The sequence below is a fragment of the Faecalibacterium sp. I3-3-89 genome (assembly GCF_023347275.1).
GTDB classification, from domain to species: domain Bacteria; phylum Bacillota; class Clostridia; order Oscillospirales; family Ruminococcaceae; genus Faecalibacterium; species Faecalibacterium butyricigenerans.
Genome location: NZ_CP094468.1, coordinates 640108 through 660156 on the forward strand (window position 1 = coordinate 640108; position 20049 = coordinate 660156).

Genomic DNA, 20049 nt, shown 5'->3' on the forward strand with positions numbered 1-20049 from the left:
CCACGTTATCGGGGCATCAAGGGGCACGCGGCAAAGCGCTGTGTGCAATTTGGGTGGTACCGCGGTTATATTCAGCCGTCCCATGGAACGCTCCGTGGGGCGGCTTTTTTCGTCCCACCAATCAATCATCCGGGAGGATTCTCTATGAAAGAACTCGCAAAGCAGTATGATCCGAGCCAGGTGGAAGACCGCATCTACCAGTTCTGGCTGGATGGCGGCTACTTCCACACGAAGGCCGACCCCGACAAGAAGCCCTACACCATCGTCATGCCCCCTCCGAACGTCACCGGCCAGCTCCACATGGGCCACGCCGTGGACAACACCATGCAGGACATCCTGATCCGCACCAAGCGGATGCAGGGCTATGCTGCCCTGTGGGTGCCCGGCACCGACCACGCCTCCATCGCCACCGAGGCCAAGGTCGTGGAGGCCATGCGTGCGGAGGGCCTGACCAAGGAGATGGTGGGCCGCGACGGCTTCCTCGAGAGTGCATGGGCTTGGAAGACTAAATACGGCAACCGCATCGTCAGCCAGCTCAAGAAGCTGGGCAGCAGCTGCGACTGGGAGCGTGAGCGCTTCACCATGGACGAGGGCTGCTCCGAGGCCGTCAAGGAGGTCTTTGTCCGCCTGTACGACAAGGGCCTCATCTACCGCGGCAACCGCATGGTCAACTGGTGCCCCCACTGCAACACCTCCATCTCCGACGCTGAGGTGGAGTATGAGGAGAAGGACGGCAATTTCTGGCATCTGCTCTACCCGGTCAAGGAGACCGGCGAGATGCTGGAGCTGGCCACCACCCGTCCCGAGACCATGCTGGGCGATACCGCCGTCGCCATCAACGGCGAGGATCCCCGCTATGCCCACCTGCACGGCTGCCACGTCGTCCTGCCCCTGCTGAACAAGGAGATTCCCATCGTCTGCGACGAGCACGCCGACATGACCAAGGGCACTGGCGTCGTCAAGATCACGCCGGCCCACGACCCCAACGACTTCGAGGTCGGCCTGCGCCATGACCTGCCCATCGTCCGCGTCTTCACCTACGACGGCCACATGACCGGTGCCGCCGACAAGGCTGCGGCCGACGCCCTGTTTGCTGCCGGGAAGAACACCGTCAACGAGCCTCATGTGCTGGACTGCGGCAAGTACGCCGGCATGACCACCCTCGAGGCCCGCAAGGCCATCCTTGCCGACCTGAAGGAAGGCGGCTTCCTGAAGGAGATCGAGCCGCTGAAGCACGAGGTCGGCACCTGCTACCGCTGCCACTCCACCATCGAGCCGATGGTGTCCAAGCAGTGGTTCGTCAAGATGGAGCCTCTGGCAGAGCCTGCCATCGAGAGCGTGGAGAAGGGTGACATCAAGTTCGTGCCCGAGCGCTTCACCAAGAACTATATGAACTGGATGAAGAACACCCGCGACTGGTGCATCAGCCGTCAGCTGTGGTGGGGCCACCAGATCCCGGCATGGTACTGCGACGACTGCGGCGAGACTGTGGTCGCCAAGAGTGCACCCTGCACCTGCCCCAAGTGCGGCAGCGCAAAGCTGACGCAGGACCCCGACACCCTCGACACCTGGTTCTCCTCCGCGCTGTGGCCCTTCAGCACGCTGGGCTGGCCCAATGAGGAGAGCGAAGACCTCAAGTATTTCTACCCCACCAACACCCTCGTCACCGGTTACGACATCATCGGCTTCTGGGTCAGCCGCATGATCTTCTCCGGTCTTGCCTACACTGGTAAAGCCCCCTTCGACACCGTCTGCATCCACGGCATCGTCCGCGACAGTCAGGGCCGCAAGATGTCCAAGAGCCTTGGCAACGGCATCGACCCGCTGGAGGTCATCGCCCAGTATGGCGCGGACGCCCTGCGCTTCATGCTGGTGGACGGCTCCACCCCGGGCAACGATATGCGCTACAGCGAGAAGAAGGTGGAGGCTGCCCGCAACTTTGCAAACAAGCTGTGGAACGCCACCCGCTTCGTGCTGATGAACCTGCCCGAGGACTTCCAGCCCGGCCTGCCCAGTGAGGACAAGCTGGACATGAGCGACAAGTGGGTGCTGACCAAGCTGAATCAGGTGGCCGGTGCCATGAGCGACAACCTTGACCACTACGAGATGGGTCTGGCTGCGGCGAAGATCAACAGCTTCATCTGGGACGTCTACTGCGACTGGTTCATCGAGATCGCAAAGCCCCGCCTGAACTCCGGCGACGCCGAGCAGGCCGACACCGCCCGCCGCGTGCTGGTGTATGTGCTGGACAAGGCCCTCAAGCTGCTGCATCCATTCATGCCCTTTATCACCGAGGAGTTGTATCAGGCCCTGCCCGGCTCTGCCGAGACCATTATGACGCAGGAATGGCCCACCGTGGACGAGAGCCACAACTGGGCAGAGGAAGAGGAAGCCTTCGAGAAGGTGATGGACTACATCAAGGCTGTGCGTACCATGCGCACCGAGATGAACGTCCACCCTGCCAAGAAGACCAGCATGATCATCGAGACGGCCGACCCGGCCCCCTTCCAGAACGCCGAAGTCTATCTGGCAAAGTTCGCGTTCGCCACCGATGTGACCTTCACCGCCAAGTATGAGGGCAGCACCGACGGCATGGTGCAGGTGTCCACCCACGCCGCCCGCGGCTTCATCCCCATGATGGAGCTGATCGACCGTGACAAGGAGCTGGCCCGCCTGAACAAGGAAAAGGCCAAGGCCGAGAAGGAGCTGGCCATGTTCGAGAACCAGCTCAACAACCCCAAGTTCGTCGAGCGCGCCCCTGCCGCACTGGTGGAGGACATCCGCGCCAAGCACGCCAAGAGTCAGGATAAGCTCGCCAACATTGAGCAGAGCATCAAGGCTCTGGGCTGATGCGGGGAAAGGAGATACCCACGGAGTCCAATATGCAAAAGACCTCTCCTTGGCTCATTGCGACGCGAGTCCTCTTTACCTTCGCGCTCATCGCCTGCATCGTGTTCATCTTCTCGAACTCCATGCAGATCGCCGACGTCTCATCTGTGGCCAGCGGCAGGGCGCTGACCCTGATGCGAAAGGTGTTCACCCGGCTGGGGATGCCCGGCATCGCCAGCCGCCTGACCGACCACATCGTGCGCAAGATGGCGCATTTCTGCGAGTATATGCTGGAAGGCTTCCTGCTGACGCTCTGCCTGCGGGTCTACACCCGGCGGTTCGTCCGCCACATCTCGTGGCCCATTCTGGGCGGTCTGCTCACGGCCCTGACCGACGAGACCATCCAGATGTTCAGCGATGGCCGGAGCAGCCAGATCACCGATGTCTGGCTGGATTTTTCCGGTGTGCTGACCGGCATTCTGGTGGGGATGTTCTGTCTGGCCCTGTGCAGGATGTGCTATCTGCTCTACAAACATCGAAATGAGGATTGACGCAATGACCATCGAACAGGCAAACGAATATTTTTCCTCTCTGCCCGAGGGTTTTGCCCCGGCGGAGGAGCTGAGCGCTGCCCTGACGGCGGATGCCCGGAAGGTGCAGTTCGTCGGCGTGGCCGGTACGGCGGGCAAGACCGCTGCCGCCGGTCTGCTGACGGCGATCCTGCGGGAGGCAGCGTTCCACACCGGCTTCTACCGTGCCGGATGCGAGCCGCTGTCGGCCCGCATCGCCATCGGCGGCGTGTCGGTGGACCCGGTGCTGTTCTGTCAGGCCGCAGAGGCCCTCAGCGCCGCAAAGCCTCTGCCCCGCGCAGCGGCAGAGCTGGCGGCTGCGGCCTGCTGCTTCGGTGCGGCAGGCTGTAAGCTGGCTGTGGTGGAGCTGCCGGATGCCGGTCTGGCGGCTGCCCTGCCCAGTATGCCGGTCTGCGCCGTCACAGCCATCGGCCCCGACGGCGTGAGCCGTTCGGTGGAGCGTCTGGCCGCGCTGGCGGCGGGCGTCATGCGGAAAGGCGCGGTCTGCGTCACCGCGCCGGAGCAGCCGAAGGCTGTCCTGAGCGAGCTGGTGGTGGCCGCAGCCAAGGCGGAGTGCGAGCTTGTGGTGCCCGACGCCGAGGACATCACCTTCCTTGAGGCGGAAAAATTCACCAGCCGGGTGGACTACGGCGGATACACCGCGCCGCTGGCCTTCCTTGGCCGTCACGCGGCGGGCAATGCCGCCGTCGCAGTCGAGCTGGCGCTGGCCCTCTGGCGGAAGGGCTTCGAGATCCCCGATGAGGCCATTCTGGCGGGCCTTGCCGCTGTGGAGAACCGCAGCAGCATCCGCGTCCTGTCCCAGAAGCCCCTCATCATCCTCGACGCCTGCCGTACCCCCCAGCAGGCCGCAGCCCTTCTGCGCGTCCTCAATATGGCCAAGGTGCGCCACATGAGCGCTGTCATCGGCCTGACCGGGGAGGAGGGCGCAGAGGCCTTCTTTTCCGTGCTGGAAAGCGGTCTGACCCCCGAGGAACAGAAGAAGGACAAGGGGACGATGCCCGGCATGAACGAGAACCCCTTCGACAAAGTCTTCCTCGTTGCCCCGGCGGGAACGGAAGCTGCGCTGGCCGAGCGCCTGACCGAAAAGGCACGGTATCACTTCGACGCCGTGCTCTGCCCGTCGCTGGACGACGCCGTCAAGCAGGCGAAAGCCAACAGCCGCCGCGGCCTGCTGGTCTGCGGCAGTGAGGCCATCGCCCTCGAGGCTGAGAAACTGTTGAGCGACACCGTTCTCTAAAAAATAACCCGAAAGACCTGTACACTGAAAAGGTGCACAGGTCTTTTCTTTATCCAGAAAAAGGACAAGCAAAGGAGATGAGGATATGGCAACCGTGACTTTCAGCGCGGCAGACGATGTGCTCTACGCCTACCTGGCCGGTGAGATCGACCACGATGCGGCGCAGGGGCTGCGCATCCAGCTGGACGACGCCCTGCTGACCCGCAGCCCCCGCATTCTGGTTATGGATCTCGGCGGAGTGGGATTCATGGATTCGTCGGGCATCGGGCTGATCTTAGGGCGGCAGCGCTGTGCCCGGACGCTGGGCGGCAGCCTGCGCATCCAGCACGCGCCGGAACAGCTCCGGCGGGTCTTACAACTTGCAGGCATCCCCTGCACCGAGCCGGGCGGGGAAATATCAGGAGGGATATGAAATGAAAGCGGAAAACAGTGTGAAGATCCAGTTTGACTCCCTGAGTGCCAACGAGGCCTTTGCCCGGGGCGCGGCGGCAGCATTTCTGGCCCGGTACGACCCCACTGTGCCCCAGCTGGCCGACATCAAGACGGCGGTGTCCGAGGCAGTGACCAACTGCATCGTCCACGCCTACCCCGACCGCATCGGCCCGGTGACGCTGTGCATCGCAGTCTACCCGGAACGGCTGGTCAAGATCACGGTGATGGATAAAGGCATCGGCATCCCGGACATCGGGCGGGCGATGGAGCCGCTCTTCACCACCGGAAATCCGGAGGAGCGCTCCGGTCTGGGCTTTGCCGTGATGCAGAGCTTTATGGATAAGGTCAAGGTGTCCTCCCAGCCCGGTAAGGGGACGCGGGTGGTGCTGACCAAGCGGCTGGATGAGCGCTCTACATAATAAAAGAAAAGAGGGCGTTGCAATGGTAACGGACAAGACCCGGCGGAGTGCATTCATCGAGCAGAATCTGGGGCTGGTGCATTCCTGCGCCGGGCGGTTCCGGGGCAGGGGCATCGAGTACGATGACCTCTACAGCGCGGGGTGCATGGGGCTGGTCAAGGCCTATGACGGCTTTGACGAGTCGCGGGGCGTCTGCTTTTCCACCTATGCCGTGCCGGTCATTCTGGGGGAGATCAAAAAGCTGTTCCGGGATGGCGGCACCGTGAAGGTGAGCCGGTCGCTCAAAGAGCTGAGCCTGCGCATCAATGCGGCACGGGAGCATCACTGCAAGCTCTGCGGAGTGGAGCCGACCCTGTCGCAGTTGGCGGAGGAACTGGGGGAGAGCGTGGAGAACATCACGCTGGCCATTCAGGCGGCCCAGCCTGCGGTGAGTCTGACGCCGGAGAACCGGGAAGAGAGCGACCGACAGATGGACATTCCGGTAGAGTCGCCGGAGGAAGAGCTTGCCGATAAGATCGGTCTGGCAGAGGTGCTGAAAGGTCTGCCGGAAGAAGACAGGCGCATCATCCAGCTTCGTTTCTATGGAGGAAAGACCCAGAGCGACACTGCAAAGCTGCTGCATACGACGCAGGTGCAGATCTCCCGGCGGGAGCGCAAGATATTGAAGGTGATGCGGGACAGGCTGCTGGATGAATGACAAGACAGAATGGTCAAATCCGGGAGAAAAAACTGGGCAAAAAGACGAACTGAAAAATAATTCGAAAAAAGTGTAAAAAAGACTTGCTTTTTGAGAAATCCTATGCTAAAATGTATAAACGTCAGGTGGACGTCTGACAGAAACGCCTCTGAAATGAGCGACAGAAAAGCACGAAGGTCGATTGGTTCTCCCAAGAACTTCAAAAATCTTCAAAAAAGTGCTTGACAAAAAACCACTTCTGTGGTAAAATGATCAAGTCGTCAGCCGCTTGGCTGAGGCGCTACAGGACCTTGAAAATTGAACAATATCGAAAAACTTGTAACGGAACCTATTTTCGTGTTGGAAAAACACGTTAAACAATTCCAAACAAAGTAATTCACACAGGACGCAAGCGATTGCGTGCTGAGCGAAGAGAGATTTAACACTTTTTAAGTGATAAATATCATTTAATAAAGAGTTTGATCCTGGCTCAGGACGAACGCTGGCGGCGCGCCTAACACATGCAAGTCGAACGAGAGAGAAGGAGCTTGCTTCTTCGATCGAGTGGCGAACGGGTGAGTAACGCGTGAGGAACCTGCCTCAAAGAGGGGGACAACAGTTGGAAACGACTGCTAATACCGCATAAGCCCACGGGTCGGCATCGACCTGAGGGAAAAGGAGCAATCCGCTTTGAGATGGCCTCGCGTCCGATTAGCTAGTTGGTGAGGTAACGGCCCACCAAGGCGACGATCGGTAGCCGGACTGAGAGGTTGAACGGCCACATTGGGACTGAGACACGGCCCAGACTCCTACGGGAGGCAGCAGTGGGGAATATTGCACAATGGGGGAAACCCTGATGCAGCGACGCCGCGTGGAGGAAGAAGGTCTTCGGATTGTAAACTCCTGTTGTTGAGGAAGATAATGACGGTACTCAACAAGGAAGTGACGGCTAACTACGTGCCAGCAGCCGCGGTAAAACGTAGGTCACAAGCGTTGTCCGGAATTACTGGGTGTAAAGGGAGCGCAGGCGGGAAGACAAGTTGGAAGTGAAATCTATGGGCTCAACCCATAAACTGCTTTCAAAACTGTTTTTCTTGAGTAGTGCAGAGGTAGGCGGAATTCCCGGTGTAGCGGTGGAATGCGTAGATATCGGGAGGAACACCAGTGGCGAAGGCGGCCTACTGGGCACCAACTGACGCTGAGGCTCGAAAGTGTGGGTAGCAAACAGGATTAGATACCCTGGTAGTCCACACCGTAAACGATGATTACTAGGTGTTGGAGGATTGACCCCTTCAGTGCCGCAGTTAACACAATAAGTAATCCACCTGGGGAGTACGACCGCAAGGTTGAAACTCAAAGGAATTGACGGGGGCCCGCACAAGCAGTGGAGTATGTGGTTTAATTCGACGCAACGCGAAGAACCTTACCAAGTCTTGACATCCCTTGACGAACATAGAAATATGTTTTCTCTTCGGAGCAAGGAGACAGGTGGTGCATGGTTGTCGTCAGCTCGTGTCGTGAGATGTTGGGTTAAGTCCCGCAACGAGCGCAACCCTTATGGTCAGTTACTACGCAAGAGGACTCTGGCCAGACTGCCGTTGACAAAACGGAGGAAGGTGGGGATGACGTCAAATCATCATGCCCTTTATGACTTGGGCTACACACGTACTACAATGGCGTTAAACAAAGAGAAGCAAGACCGCGAGGTGGAGCAAAACTCAGAAACAACGTCCCAGTTCGGACTGCAGGCTGCAACTCGCCTGCACGAAGTCGGAATTGCTAGTAATCGTGGATCAGCATGCCACGGTGAATACGTTCCCGGGCCTTGTACACACCGCCCGTCACACCATGAGAGCCGGGGGGACCCGAAGTCGGTAGTCTAACCGCAAGGAGGACGCCGCCGAAGGTAAAACTGGTGATTGGGGTGAAGTCGTAACAAGGTAGCCGTAGGAGAACCTGCGGCTGGATCACCTCCTTTCTAAGGAGTCAGGCAAGAACGAAGCATCGAAGATGATTTGTTCTTGGAACAGGTGATAGAGACAAGTTGATTAGATATTGTTCGATTTTGAGGGCCCTGAAAAGGGGTTACTCAAAACCTAATGTGGGGGTTTAGCTCAGCTGGGAGAGCACCTGCTTTGCAAGCAGGGGGTCAAGGGTTCGATTCCCTTAATCTCCACCACATGGGCCAATAGCTCAGCTGGCTAGAGCACACGACTGATAATCGTGAGGTCGATGGTTCGAGTCCATTTTGGCCCACCATGTGATGAAGAGCAGAGTTTCGGGAGACCGGGCTTTGCAGGACATCACCAAGACGTACCTTGAAAACTGAATAATAACTGCGAAACAAAGATTATAGTAAGTTCTTTTTAAGAAACATTACAATTTCAAAAGGAAGGGTAACAATAATCTTCGTTGGCAAGAGAGAATCAAGAGGATACAAGCCATTCTCGAGAGAGAATAGTTTGAATGGTCAAGCGAACAAGGGCGCAGGGCGAATGCCTTGGCACTGGGAGCCGATGAAAGACGTGATAAGCTGCGATAAGCTTCGGGGAGCTGCAAATAAGCATTGATCCGGAGATTTCTGAATGAGGAAACTCACTTGAGTTCATACTCAAGTACGCTGCACTGAAATTTAAAATAGGTGCATCGGGGGAACCGCCTGAACTGAAACATCTAAGTAGGGCGAGGAAGAGACATCAAACGAGATTCCGTAAGTAGTGGCGAGCGAACGCGGAAGAGGGCAAACCGGGAGTAGAAATACTTCCGGGGTACGGACTGCTTTTAGGACTCAATCTGTTAACCGAACGGCATGGGAAGGCCGGTCAGAGAGTGTGAGAACCACGTAGGTGAAAACGGAGAGAGCTGCGCAGATTCCAGAGTACGGCCAGACACGTGAAACCTGGTCGGAAGATGGGGGGACCACCCTCCAACCCTAAATACTACCCAGTGACCGATAGCGTATAGTACTGTGAAGGAAAGGTGAAAAGCACCCCGGGAGGGGAGTGAAAAAGAACCTGAAACCCTGTGCCTACAAGCACCTAGAGCGCGTCAATGTGTGATAGGGTACTTTTTGTAGAACGGTCCGGCGAGCGATTGTATGCAGCAAGGTTAAGGACTTAAGGTCTGGAGCCGAAGCGAAAGCGAGTTTGAAAAGGGCGTTAAGTTGCATATAATGGGCCCGAAACCGGGTGACCTACCCATGGTCAGGTTGAAGTGGAAGTAAAATTCCATGGAGGACCGAACCGACCTCCGTTGAAAAGGCGGCGGATGAACTGTGGGTAGCGGAGAAATTCCAATCGAACCCGGAGATAGCTGGTTCTCCCCGAAATAGTTTTAGGACTAGCCTCAAGTTAGATACCTGGAGGTAAAGCACTGAATAGCCTAGCGGCCGAGAGGTTAGCGAAGCTTATCAAACTCAGAATGCCAGAGTATTGATGCTTGGGAGTCAGACAGTGTCAGATAAATGTCATTGTCAAAAGGGAAACAGCCCAGATCTACAGCTAAGGTCCCAAAGTCAGGTTAAGTGGAAAACGATGTGAAGATACGCAGACAACCAGGATGTTGGCTCAGAAGCAGCCACTCATTCAAAGAGTGCGTAATAGCTCACTGGTCGAGCGTCTTTGCGCGGAGAATTTAACGGGGCTAAACCTGACACCGAAGCTTAGGCAATCCAGTAATGGATTGGGTAGGGGAGCGTTGTATACGCGGAGAAACAGTAGCGTAAGCGGCTGTGGAGTGTATAGAAGTGAGAATGCCGGAATGAGTAGCGCGAATGCAGTGAGAATCTGCATGGCCGAAAGCCTCAGGTTTTTGGAGGAAGGTTCGTCCGCTCCAAGTTAGTCGGGAGCTAAGGTGAGGCCGGAAGGCGTAGCCGATGCACAGACGGTAGAGATTCCGTCACCACCAAAAGAGTTAAGCACAGGGACACATTTGAAGTCTCAGAGCCGGGTGTTGGTTCCGGTAGAGATCGAGGGAAGTTAGTACCGAAGTCTGGGATGGAAGATGGCGAGAAAAGCTGTGTGTATTTCTGAGGTGCCCGTACCGCAAACCGACACAGGTAGGTAGGAAGAAGATTCTAAGGCCAACGGGAGAAGGGTTGTTAAGGAACTCGGCAAATTGACCCCGTAACTTCGGGAGAAGGGGTGCTCCAGAGATGGAGCCGCAGAGAATCGGCCCAAGCAACTGTTTACCAAAAACACAGGTTTGTGCTAAATCGAAAGATGACGTATACGAGCTGACGCCTGCCCGGTGCTGGAAGGTTAAGAGGAGATGTGCAAGCATTGAATCGAAGCCCCAGTGAACGGCGGCCGTAACTATAACGGTCCTAAGGTAGCGAAATTCCTTGTCAGGTAAGTTCTGACCCGCATGAAAGGCGTAATGATTTGGGCACTGTCTCAACAGCCCGCCCGGCGAAATTGTAGTACCGGTGAAGATGCCGGTTACCCGCGACAAGACGGAAAGACCCCATGGAGCTTTACTGTAGCCTAATATTGGGTTTCGATGTTGCATGCACAGGATAGATGGGACACAGGGAAACAGGAGCTTTGGCTTCTGCGGAGTGGCCGTTGGGATACCATCCTTGCGATATTGGAATTCTAACCTGCGGCTCTGAATCGAGTCGGGGGACATTGTTAGGTGGGCAGTTTGACTGGGGCGGTCGCCTCCTAAAAAGTAACGGAGGCGTTCAAAGGTTCGCTCAGCTTGAACGGAAATCAAGCAAAAGAGTGCAAACGCAGAAGCGAGCCTAACTGCGAGACTGACGGGTCGAGCAGTAACGAAAGTTGGAGTTAGTGATCCGGTGGTATGTGAGTGGAAATGCCATCGCTCAACGGATAAAAGTTACCCTGGGGATAACAGGCTGATCTCCCCCAAGAGTCCACATCGACGGGGAGGTTTGGCACCTCGATGTCGGCTCATCGCATCCTGGGGCTGTATTCGGTCCCAAGGGTTTGGCTGTTCGCCAATTAAAGCGGTACGCGAGCTGGGTTCAGAACGTCGTGAGACAGTTCGGTCCCTATCTGTCGTGGGCGCAGGATATTTGATGGGAGCTGTCCCTAGTACGAGAGGACCGGGACGGACGTACCTCTGGCGCACCAGTTGTTCCGCCAGGAGCATAGCTGGGCAACTACGTACGGATCGGATAAACGCTGAAAGCATCTAAGCGTGAAGCCGACCCAAAGATAAGATATCCCATTGTTTTAAACAAGTAAGACCCCTTGAAGACTACAAGGTCGATAGGCACGATGTGTAAGTGGAGCGATCCATTCAGCAAGCGTGTACTAATAGGTCGAGGGTTTGACCACAATTCGCTTGAGACTCTTAGAGTCAACGAAAAAATGTAAGCAGTGATTATTCAGTTTTGAAGGCACGTCCTTCTAAAAATACTGGACAGATACACAGAAATGTGATATACTGTGTCAGTCATATGGTCGGTGACGATGACGGTGAGGTTCCACCTGTTCCCATTCCGAACACAGTAGTTAAGCTCACTCGTGCCCAAGATAGTTAGCTGGAAACGGCTTGTGAAAATAGGTAGCCGCCGACTTTTATATGGCCCGTTGGTCAAGCGGTTAAGACAGAGGCCTCTCACGCCTTTAACATCGGTTCGATTCCGGTACGGGTCACCATATGCACCTCTAGCTCAGTTGGTAGAGCAACTGACTCTTAATCAGTGGGCCCAGGGTTCGAGTCCCTGGAGGTGCACCAGATATTGAACGTCAAATCGTAAGATTTGACGTTCTTTTTTGTTATGTAACCCCGAAAAATCGGGGTTTGCACGGTCAATGCACGGTTTTTGCACGGTCGGCGTTTTCGTGGGAATCCTCTGCATGGGCTGGAATTGCTTTGAAATGCGTGGTAAATTTTGCATCAGGTCAGCAGAGCCAGACGGAGCTGCGCCTTTACTTCGGGGTCTGCGTCCTTCAGAAGTTCCAGCAGAGCGGTCATGGAGATGGTCGGTTCGCCTGCGGCGGGTACAGCCTGCGGGCTGGGGCTTTCCTGTTTAGCATAGAACCCTTCCTCAAATTTCCTGCCCAGTTCTACACGAGAGGACTGCTGGATATGAGCGTAGGTGTTCACCAGCATATCCGCCGTGGCGTGCCCTGTGGTGCCCTGAACGGCTTTCACATCGCCGCCGGAGATCATCAGTTGGTAGGTGGCACTGGAATGCCGCAAACCGTGGAACACAATGCGGGGGAATTCCGGGTGGGCATCCTGCCATTTGAGGAACTTCTTGCGGATCAGCACCGGCTCCACTGCCAGACCATTGGGTAGACGGAACAGCATTCCGCTATCATGGTAGCGTGCCGGGTCTTTCCTCTCGTCTGCCGCCAACTGATTCAGCCACTTCTTCAATTCCTCTTTCAGTGCAGAGGTCATGAAGATGGTACGGCAGGAGGATGCGGTTTTGGTGCTTTTCAGGATGAGGGAAGTGGTGCTGCGCTCCAGCTTGTCCGGGAATATCTTGATGATGCAGCCATCGTCCACTTGGTTCAGGGCTTCTTTTCGCACTCGCTGCATGGACTTGTTGATACGGAAGGTTCCGATGCCATCCGCAGCATCAAAATCCAGATCTTCCGGGGTCAGACCTACGATCTCGCCCTCTCGCAGTGCGCCCACCAGTGTGAGGTGGACTGCCAGATGCAGGATGGGGTCCTCCATGCTGTCCAGAGCCGCCCTCATTTCCTCTACCGTCCAGATGGTGCGCTCCTGCGTAGACTTCTTGGGGCTGTCCACGGGAACAGGGCTTTTGACAAGGATGCCCCACTCTACGGCATACTGGAAGGCAGTGCCCAGCAGCCGGTGCACCTCATGGATCGTTGTGCCGGAAAGGAAACGCTGCTTCTGCTTTTCGGTCAGTTCCTGCTTCTTGCCCTCGATATACGAACCACAGGGCGTTTTGCTCAGGGTCGTGTAGAGGTTCTCCATGTGGTAGGGCTTGAGCTTCTGCATCTCCATACTACCGATATAGGGGATAATGAGATTCTGAATGGTGGAAAGGTTGGATTCGTAGGTTTTGGGTGCCCACTTGTGCTTGCTGCACTGTTTCGGCAGCCAGTCCATCAGGAACTCTGCCACCGTTACCGAGGACGGAATCAGGAAAGTGCCAGCGGCCAGTTCATGCTCGATTTGCTTTTTTCGGTTCGTTGCCTCCTCTTTTGTGGGAAAGCTCTCCCATTTGTCGCAGCTCTTGCCGTGCTCATCTTCGTAGGTGTAGCGGACGCTGTAAGAGTTGCCGCGCTTCGTAATATATGCCATACTGTTTGCCTCCTTATCAAGCTGCCCGGTAGAGCCACGCATCGAAGCTGTCCTTCGGCACACGGATGCTTCCGCCTACTCGCAGGACACGGAATTCGGTAGTGCTGTTGCACAGATTGTAAGCAGAGCGCAGGCTGATGGCCAGCATTCGTGCGATCTCTTCCACCGTGTACACCAGTTTCGTGGTTGCCGGGCTGTCAGTCGGAGACTTGACGGCATTGGTTTGAGTGACCACTTCCATTGTAGTGGGATTCGAGTCCTTTTGCAAGAACTTTTTCGTATAATCGGAAGATTGCACAGGGACGGTCATAGAATTACGGTCAAAATCCATAAGCATTGCTCCTTATATTGTCATATCATCTAAAAATTCAGCTTAAAGTTCTACATCTTGCCCACGCTTACGGTTTTGCTGCGGCACATTCATGGTGTGCTCCTGCTTGGGGGCAAGAATCTTTTCCAGAAAGCCACGCACCAGTTCGGGCGCACGGTGGAGAGCATCCAGATAGGGTTTCACGTCGTACCACAGGTCGTGGTACTTGTTGCTCCAACGAACGGCCTCTTTCTTGGCGGTGGAAAGTTCTTCTTTCAGGCGGCGGTTCTCCACATCCATCATATAGCCGTGGTCGGCTTGCTTTTTCAGCTTGGAAAACTCTTCTTCGGTCAGCGAATAGTTGCCGAGAAAGGTGCGCTTACCAATATAATCCAGATCGCGCGCATGAATGAGGGCTTCTTTTGTGAGCGTGACCTTTTTCTGCACAGCGGCAAGTTCCTTTTCGGTCTTGGAGAGGGTTTTGTTGGTTTGGGTGAGGTGCTGCTCTTTCTGGTCAATCTGGGCGGTCAGAGTGTCCAGTCGCTCCTGCTCCCGCTGGACTTTGAACTGGGTGACGGTCAGGTGTTCTTCAGTGCTGCCACGCTCACCGCGCTCTACATCCGTATACCCGGCGTTGCGCATATAGTGGAAGAAATCGTCTTGCAGGACACTGTACGACTTCTTCAGGACTGGCTTGCCGCTCTTTTGCAGGACAGGCTTTCCGGCATCGTCCAGCAGGGGCTTGGAAGCCCACTTCTTGCTTCGGCTGACCTGCATGACGGTCTCCTTGACGGTGCCGACCAGTGCCTTGTCCTTGCAGCGTTTCGACCAGAGAATCTGCTTTTCCACCACAGGCACATAGACCACATGGAGATGATAGTGGTAGACTTCACGGCCTAATGCTTCGGTCATGGCACGGTTGATCTCATCGGCGTGCATGACTGCCGAGAGGATATACTGCTCACCGCCCACGATTTGAACGGCAGCTTGGTAGGCATCCTCATAGAACTGCTTGGCGAACTCGTAGCCGCCGTGGTTGTCAAAGTAGGCCGAGTTGACATCAAAGACAAGCTCGCAGTAATGGGTGGCATCCGGCTTCAAGCCGCGCGTTGAAATCGTGCCAGCGGTTTCCAGTTGGGAGAACAGGTCGGTGTAGCTGGCGGTTGGCTTTTTGAAGTGGATGTTCCATGCAGTGCGTTGGGGGATGATGTCGGGGTTCCGGTAGCTGTCCTTTTCGCGCTCGTTGTGCTGCTGAGTGTTGCCAACGGCCTTGTCCGAAACGGCGAGATTTCGGACACTGGTGCGGTCAACGCCATCGTTTCTTGCCAAAGGGCATCCCTCCTTTCAAGGTTCATCGAGAGGTGACGGGGAATGAAGATGCACTTCTTCGGAAGTGTAATAACCCACTATGACACTTTCATCCCTGCGGTCTGCAAAGTGTAGTGGGCTCTCCGAGGGGGAACGAGGGAAAACGTCTCCTGCGGGAGAGCTACGATCAAGTTCGCACAATGCGAACTTGATTGCTCCGTACGCATCTGAAAAAATTGCGTACGGACTTCAAATAACCCGTACGGTCTGTACGGCGTACGGAAATCTAAAATAAAAACGATAACACGTTTTAATCTGCTTCGATTCGCCGTACGGGTGCGTACAAGTACAGACCGTACAGGTTGTACGAACTTCTTCCGTGAAAAAATGCACTTTTTACGGACAGGGGTGGACAAGCGGTTCAATGCCCACAAAACCGCGCACCCTGCGGCCACCGGGCAGGGCGGTGTTATGCGTTGCACCAGAGACCCCAAAGTGGGAACTCTGGTGTTTTTTGCTTCCTGCCTGAATATACGGAAAATTTTGCAGGAAAGGCGAAAAAGCGGCAGAACTGCAACGGAAAAAGAAAAAAGCCCTCACTGGTTGCAGGACTGCAACAGCAAGGGCGGAGAGGTAACCGTATATTGAACAAAACGGCAGAGCGTATTATAATGAGGAAAAAGATCAAAAAGGAGGGCCGACCACATGGCACAGGAATATCTGCCCGAACCGTCCAACGTCCGTCTTGCGGACTTGATGAAAGAGCACAATATCAGCCAACCGGAGCTTGCCAAGGAAATCGGCTGCTCCAAGAGTACCATCAGCCGCTTTATCAGCGGTGCAAAGGGAACCCTGACCCATGAGCAGGTGCTGAGGATTGCAAGGCTGTTCAACGTGTCCACGGATTTTCTGCTGGGAGAAACCAACATTCCTGACCGCAAGAACTACGATATTGCCGAACTGGGCTTGTCCGTAGAAGCTGCAAAGAACCTCTACACAGGGCGTGTCAATGCAGAGGTGGTCAATCTGCTGCTGGAAAACGCTCGCTTTGCAGAGCTTACTTACCGCATAGCGCAGTATTTTGATGATACCTTTGCATCCGGCATCGCAGCACAGAACGCTATGCTCACGACATTGAGTACCCTTCTGCGCACAAAGGTCAAGACCCCGGAAGCAGCCAAGGCTGCAAAGGACATCAGCCTTCGGAGAAAGCCTGTGTACCAAGGCGACCTTGATGACATTGAGATGTATTTCATGGCAGCGGTCAAGGAGATCAAAAAGGGTATCGGGAGCCATTACGCCGAACAGGAAGCTATGAGTAAGAAAGTGGCAGAGAAGATGTTCACCGAATTGACCAAGGGGCAGGATGTACAGCACCCAACGATTACAGCAGAGCAGCTGACGGATGCAATGTTGGACAGTGTTTCGGGCATGGAGGGAGCTACGCCGGAAGCACTGGAACAGCTGCGGAACGGTCTGCTGGGAATCTTGCAGTCTGCCGCAGAGCAGGAAAACGCCCATGAAGCAGACGAATGAACGGCTTTGTGCGCTGGCGCAGAAAGGCGATGCCGCCGCACTGGACAGCCTGATTGAAAACAACAAGTCCTTTATCGGCAAGGTGGCAAATGACCTTTTCCGCAGTATGAATCTGGCGCAGTCCGGTCTGAATCTTGACACGGACGATTTGAAACAGGCGGGGAATCTGGGCTTATGGAAAGCCGTGCCGAAATTTGATGCGGCGCGCGGCATGAAGTTCCTGACCTATGCGGCTCCTGCCATTCGCAACGCCATGATGGACATGGTACGGGATGCCTTTGCCACTTTTGAACAGCGGATGGTGACGGAGGATAAGGACGGCGTCTGCTACCAGCGCGTTTCGCTGGACGATGTTCTGCCGGGAGAGGAACAACTGCGGCGCATTGAAGCCATAGCCGACCCCTACGCCATGCAGCCGCAGAGTATTATGGAAGAGCAGGAATCGCGCCGGGAACTGTACGATGGCCTGAAACGGCTGACCCAACGGGAGCAGACCTATCTGCTGTACCGCTATGGCTTCACCGATGGCGAGGAACATCCGCTGATCGGCACGGCGATATACTTTCACCTGACAAAAGGCCGCGCCAAAAAGACCGAGGAACAGGCCATGGATAACCTGTGGCTGGAACTGCCGTGGTGGTTTGATTAAAGGGAGCGAAGAAAATAGCTTTTATACACTAAAGAATGAAATCAAAATGAATGAGAATTTATTTGGAAGTTTTAGGGAAGAATGCACATTCTAATTTTTTTAATATGGAAAGCTTTTTACGGTTGATAGCTTGTCTACTGACACCAGATTTTTCTGCTATATCTGCGATGCTCATTCCTTTAAAAACAAATTGAGATAATAAGGTCAGTTCAGAAGGTTGAAGAACAGAATGTAAATCGGAAATCAATAGTTCAGGATATTCATCGTTTGAGGACAAAGACATCTAATCGAAATCAATTTCATCAACGCTTGCGATGACAGAGTTATCTACGGCGTTTTTTCGGCTGTTAAGCGAAATGTATTGATGCCGGATAGAGGATTCAATATATTTCACTAATGTGCCGTCATCTTTTCTTTGAAGTTTGGTCAATTTTCCGGAATGCAGTAATTCGAGAAGATATAATTGTAAATCTGAATAGGCATCCTCATACTTAAGAAGAGCTGCATATTTTTTCAGTAATGGCTGAAAACGTTGGACGATTTGTAGCTGTGCAAAGGAGTTGCCGTTATATGCATTTAGAAAAAGGTCAAAAAGCGTATAATTCAATTTTCTTTCCTCCTTTTAAGAGGAAAGAGAAAAAATGTTAAGATTTGTAAACGGAAAAATAGATTTTTGTGAGCTAATATAAAAAGTTTACAAGAAGGTAATAGAGACTAAACAATATGTTGATAAACTTATAAAAAAGGAGAACATATATGAATTGTGCAAAAAGTGTAAAAATGATAGTGATTCTAGGTTGTATTGCGGTGAATTTGGTGGGATGTGGAATGAATGATACAACAGCATCATCAATGTCCACAGTAGTTTCGTCACAGGATACATCGTCAAGTTCATGCAATTCTGAAGAAAAAAATGATTTGCAAGATTTTTCCCAGACGTTAGTTGATTCGACCTCGGTATTTTTAGATCAAGATCAATATACTGTTTTTGAAAAAGCGCAGAAAATAGACTATGCACTTTGGGGACAATCAAGTAACTTAAAAGGACTGAATTTTAAAATTGAAGATGCTCCGACTTTTGTGCCTATGACGCAAAATGCGCCGACATATGTAAAACTGAACGGACATGATTATGAGGTCTATCAAAATTCTTATAAAGAGTTTGAAGAATATATGAAATCTATTTTTACAAATGATTTCTTGTCACAAGATTCAATTGAGAAAAAGTTTGTGAATTATAATGGAAAACTTGCCGTTTGTGATGACTATGATTTGGCACAAATTCCATATTTTACTGGATATGTGGGAGAATATTATCCGGATGATTTCTGCTCAGTGCGATACTATTTGAAAAATAAAACGGAAGCACAAGTAAATTTTGTAATGATTGCATACTATAATCCCAATGAAACGTATGAGGAACATGATGAGTATTCATATGATGACATGAATAAAGTCGAATATGAAATGCAGTTGGTAAAAGTTGGGGATGTGTGGAGAGTAAATAAATATCACTCGCCTGAGCTTGGATAAGCAGATAGTGAAAAGTGTTGCATATAATAGGCATTGAAAAATCCCCCCCGAAGCCTTTTCGAGAGTTGAGAAAAGACTTTGGGGGGGATATATGTTAAAAATGATGCTTTACAACTTATTGTTGATGAAGAGAGTAGAGATATTTAGGAGCGACGAGCGGTTGCGATATAATCACCGTATACGGTTTCATTGCGTGCAGTTCCCGCTTCCTCAAGAGTTCGAATGACACCACCAGCAGGATCAATGACGGAAATGCTGCTTGCAGAGGAGCAACTGCCAGTATAAGCAATCGCTGTGACAAAATGCGTCTTTTTGCCATCGCTACTGTTGAGCCGAATAATGATGGGAAGGTTATTGTCAATACTTGCTTTGACTGCACTGAATACAGTCGCCTGCTCCTTACCGCCATGAGTGTAGTTGCTCGTGTCGATTTTACCATTGCACTTGCTGGGAAGAGCCCAAGTATTCAGACCGTTTGCACCCCAATTTCCACAGGCAGTCAGGACTTCGTTAGGGGTGAATTCACGAGGCCCATAGATATTAGCGGTATTCAACACGGCAACAAGAGAGCAACCACTATTTCCAACAAGCTTAACAATGTCCGGATTCTTCTGTGCCCAAAGATAGTTTCTATCAGTAGGCAGAGTGATTGAATGAGATTGACCACTTGTACCGCCCGAAGAAGCGTTCAATGCGTTTAGGGTGGCACTGCCGACCATACCATCGGCAGTCAAGCCGGATGCTTTCTGAAAACTGATAACAGCGTTATAAGTGCCTGAACCTGCAAGGCCATCCACTGTACTGGCGTAATAACCTTTGTTCTTCAGGAGCTGCTGGATGGTTTTAATGTCGCTTACCAGTGCGTTCCATGTACCATCGCCAACAATGCCATCTTGGGTAAGACCTTTTTTGCCCTGATACTTCTTAACAGCATTTTCAGTACCAGAGCCAAATTTGCTGTCAAAACTACCCGGAGGGCAGCACATGATATGCAGTCCATACTGCAGGTACATAACATAGTTGCCAGTACTTCCATTTTTGAGTAACATAGTAATAATCTCCTTTTTTTAGTAGGACGTTTATGGGGCCCTTCATTTGCGTCCTTACGTAATAGAAAGAGAGAATCACAGATGTTTTGTAAACATAGAGAGATAATTTAGGATATCTGGGTCGGCCACCCAAACCAATGCCGTCAAGTCGATGGGGGATAGGGTGATTTTATTTGTCGGAGAGTAAGTGCACGGTTTCTGCACGGATTTTGCACGGTTTCAAA

At 53.3% G+C, this 20049-nt stretch carries 14 protein-coding genes, 4 tRNA genes and 3 rRNA genes; 16 read left to right on the forward strand and 5 right to left on the reverse strand.

Annotation, left to right across the window (positions count from 1 at the left end):
* Positions 1 to 144: 144 nt before the first annotated feature.
* The 13 genes from MTP38_RS02995 to MTP38_RS03055 all read left to right on the forward strand — a co-directional run bounded on the left by MTP38_RS02995 (position 145) and on the right by MTP38_RS03055 (position 11889).
* Positions 145 to 2850 carry a valine--tRNA ligase gene (locus MTP38_RS02995; protein ID WP_249234223.1) on the forward strand — a complete coding sequence of 902 codons (2706 nt, stop codon included), beginning with the start codon at positions 145 to 147 and terminating at the stop codon, positions 2848 to 2850.
* Between the two features lie 32 nt (positions 2851 to 2882).
* Entirely contained in the window at positions 2883 to 3380 is a 498-nt protein-coding gene (locus MTP38_RS03000; RefSeq protein WP_249234224.1) for a VanZ family protein, read from the forward strand.
* A gap of 4 nt (positions 3381 to 3384) precedes the next feature.
* Complete coding sequence (locus MTP38_RS03005) at positions 3385 to 4656, forward strand: folylpolyglutamate synthase (RefSeq protein WP_249234225.1); 1272 nt, start codon at positions 3385 to 3387, stop codon at positions 4654 to 4656.
* Positions 4657 to 4741: 85 nt separating this feature from the next.
* Positions 4742 to 5068: an anti-sigma factor antagonist gene (locus MTP38_RS03010; protein ID WP_227621742.1), complete on the forward strand. Its 327-nt coding sequence runs from the start codon at positions 4742 to 4744 to the stop codon at positions 5066 to 5068.
* Position 5069: 1 nt separating this feature from the next.
* Positions 5070 to 5507, forward strand: coding sequence for an anti-sigma F factor (gene spoIIAB, locus MTP38_RS03015; RefSeq protein ID WP_249234226.1), 438 nt, complete (start codon positions 5070 to 5072; stop codon positions 5505 to 5507).
* Positions 5508 to 5529: 22 nt separating this feature from the next.
* A complete protein-coding gene (locus tag MTP38_RS03020; RefSeq protein ID WP_227621740.1) occupies positions 5530 to 6204 on the forward strand; it encodes a sigma-70 family RNA polymerase sigma factor in 675 nt (224 codons plus the stop codon).
* A 446-nt stretch (positions 6205 to 6650) separates the two neighbouring features.
* A 16S ribosomal RNA gene (locus MTP38_RS03025) occupies positions 6651 to 8161 on the forward strand.
* A 125-nt stretch (positions 8162 to 8286) separates the two neighbouring features.
* Positions 8287 to 8362 (forward strand) — tRNA-Ala (locus MTP38_RS03030).
* A gap of 3 nt (positions 8363 to 8365) precedes the next feature.
* Positions 8366 to 8442 (forward strand) — tRNA-Ile (locus MTP38_RS03035).
* Positions 8443 to 8651: 209 nt separating this feature from the next.
* A 23S ribosomal RNA gene (locus MTP38_RS03040) occupies positions 8652 to 11486 on the forward strand.
* A gap of 125 nt (positions 11487 to 11611) precedes the next feature.
* Positions 11612 to 11728: ribosomal RNA gene (rrf, locus tag MTP38_RS03045) — 5S ribosomal RNA — on the forward strand.
* Together the 16S, 23S and 5S rRNA genes with 4 tRNA genes alongside form the textbook arrangement of a ribosomal RNA operon.
* Positions 11729 to 11735: 7 nt before the next feature.
* Positions 11736 to 11810: transfer RNA gene (locus MTP38_RS03050), tRNA-Glu, on the forward strand.
* A gap of 3 nt (positions 11811 to 11813) precedes the next feature.
* A tRNA-Lys gene (locus MTP38_RS03055) sits at positions 11814 to 11889 on the forward strand.
* A gap of 162 nt (positions 11890 to 12051) precedes the next feature.
* On the opposite strand, the gene MTP38_RS03060 is transcribed toward MTP38_RS03055, so the two are convergent.
* Genes MTP38_RS03060 through MTP38_RS03070 form a run of 3 tightly spaced genes read right to left on the reverse strand, consistent with a single transcriptional unit; the run spans position 12052 to position 15079 of the window.
* On the reverse strand, positions 12052 to 13440 hold the full coding sequence (locus MTP38_RS03060) for a site-specific integrase (RefSeq protein ID WP_249234227.1): 1389 nt from the start codon (positions 13438 to 13440) through the stop codon (positions 12052 to 12054).
* Between the two features lie 16 nt (positions 13441 to 13456).
* Entirely contained in the window at positions 13457 to 13771 is a 315-nt protein-coding gene (locus MTP38_RS03065) for a helix-turn-helix domain-containing protein (RefSeq protein ID WP_097783233.1), read from the reverse strand.
* Between the two features lie 42 nt (positions 13772 to 13813).
* Positions 13814 to 15079 carry a plasmid recombination protein gene (locus MTP38_RS03070; RefSeq protein ID WP_249234228.1) on the reverse strand — a complete coding sequence of 422 codons (1266 nt, stop codon included), beginning with the start codon at positions 15077 to 15079 and terminating at the stop codon, positions 13814 to 13816.
* A gap of 684 nt (positions 15080 to 15763) precedes the next feature.
* Here MTP38_RS03070 and MTP38_RS03075 point away from each other — a divergent pair.
* A complete protein-coding gene (locus MTP38_RS03075) occupies positions 15764 to 16594 on the forward strand; it encodes a helix-turn-helix domain-containing protein (RefSeq protein WP_249234229.1) in 831 nt (276 codons plus the stop codon).
* Entirely contained in the window at positions 16578 to 17243 is a 666-nt protein-coding gene (locus MTP38_RS03080; RefSeq protein WP_217209638.1) for a sigma-70 family RNA polymerase sigma factor, read from the forward strand. Before MTP38_RS03075 ends, MTP38_RS03080 begins: the two co-directional genes overlap by 17 nt.
* Before the next feature lie 283 nt (positions 17244 to 17526).
* Here MTP38_RS03080 and MTP38_RS03085 read toward each other — a convergent pair whose 3' ends face one another.
* Positions 17527 to 17850, reverse strand: a complete 324-nt coding sequence (locus MTP38_RS03085; protein WP_249234230.1) for a hypothetical protein — start codon at positions 17848 to 17850, stop codon at positions 17527 to 17529.
* Positions 17851 to 17999: 149 nt separating this feature from the next.
* On the opposite strand from MTP38_RS03085, the gene MTP38_RS03090 reads away from it, so the two are divergent.
* Positions 18000 to 18776 carry a hypothetical protein gene (locus MTP38_RS03090; protein WP_249234231.1) on the forward strand — a complete coding sequence of 259 codons (777 nt, stop codon included), beginning with the start codon at positions 18000 to 18002 and terminating at the stop codon, positions 18774 to 18776.
* A gap of 143 nt (positions 18777 to 18919) precedes the next feature.
* Here the strand turns inward: MTP38_RS03090 and MTP38_RS03095 are convergent, their stop codons facing one another.
* Positions 18920 to 19825 carry a peptidoglycan-binding domain-containing protein gene (locus MTP38_RS03095; protein WP_055186213.1) on the reverse strand — a complete coding sequence of 302 codons (906 nt, stop codon included), beginning with the start codon at positions 19823 to 19825 and terminating at the stop codon, positions 18920 to 18922.
* Positions 19826 to 20049 lie beyond the last annotated feature (224 nt).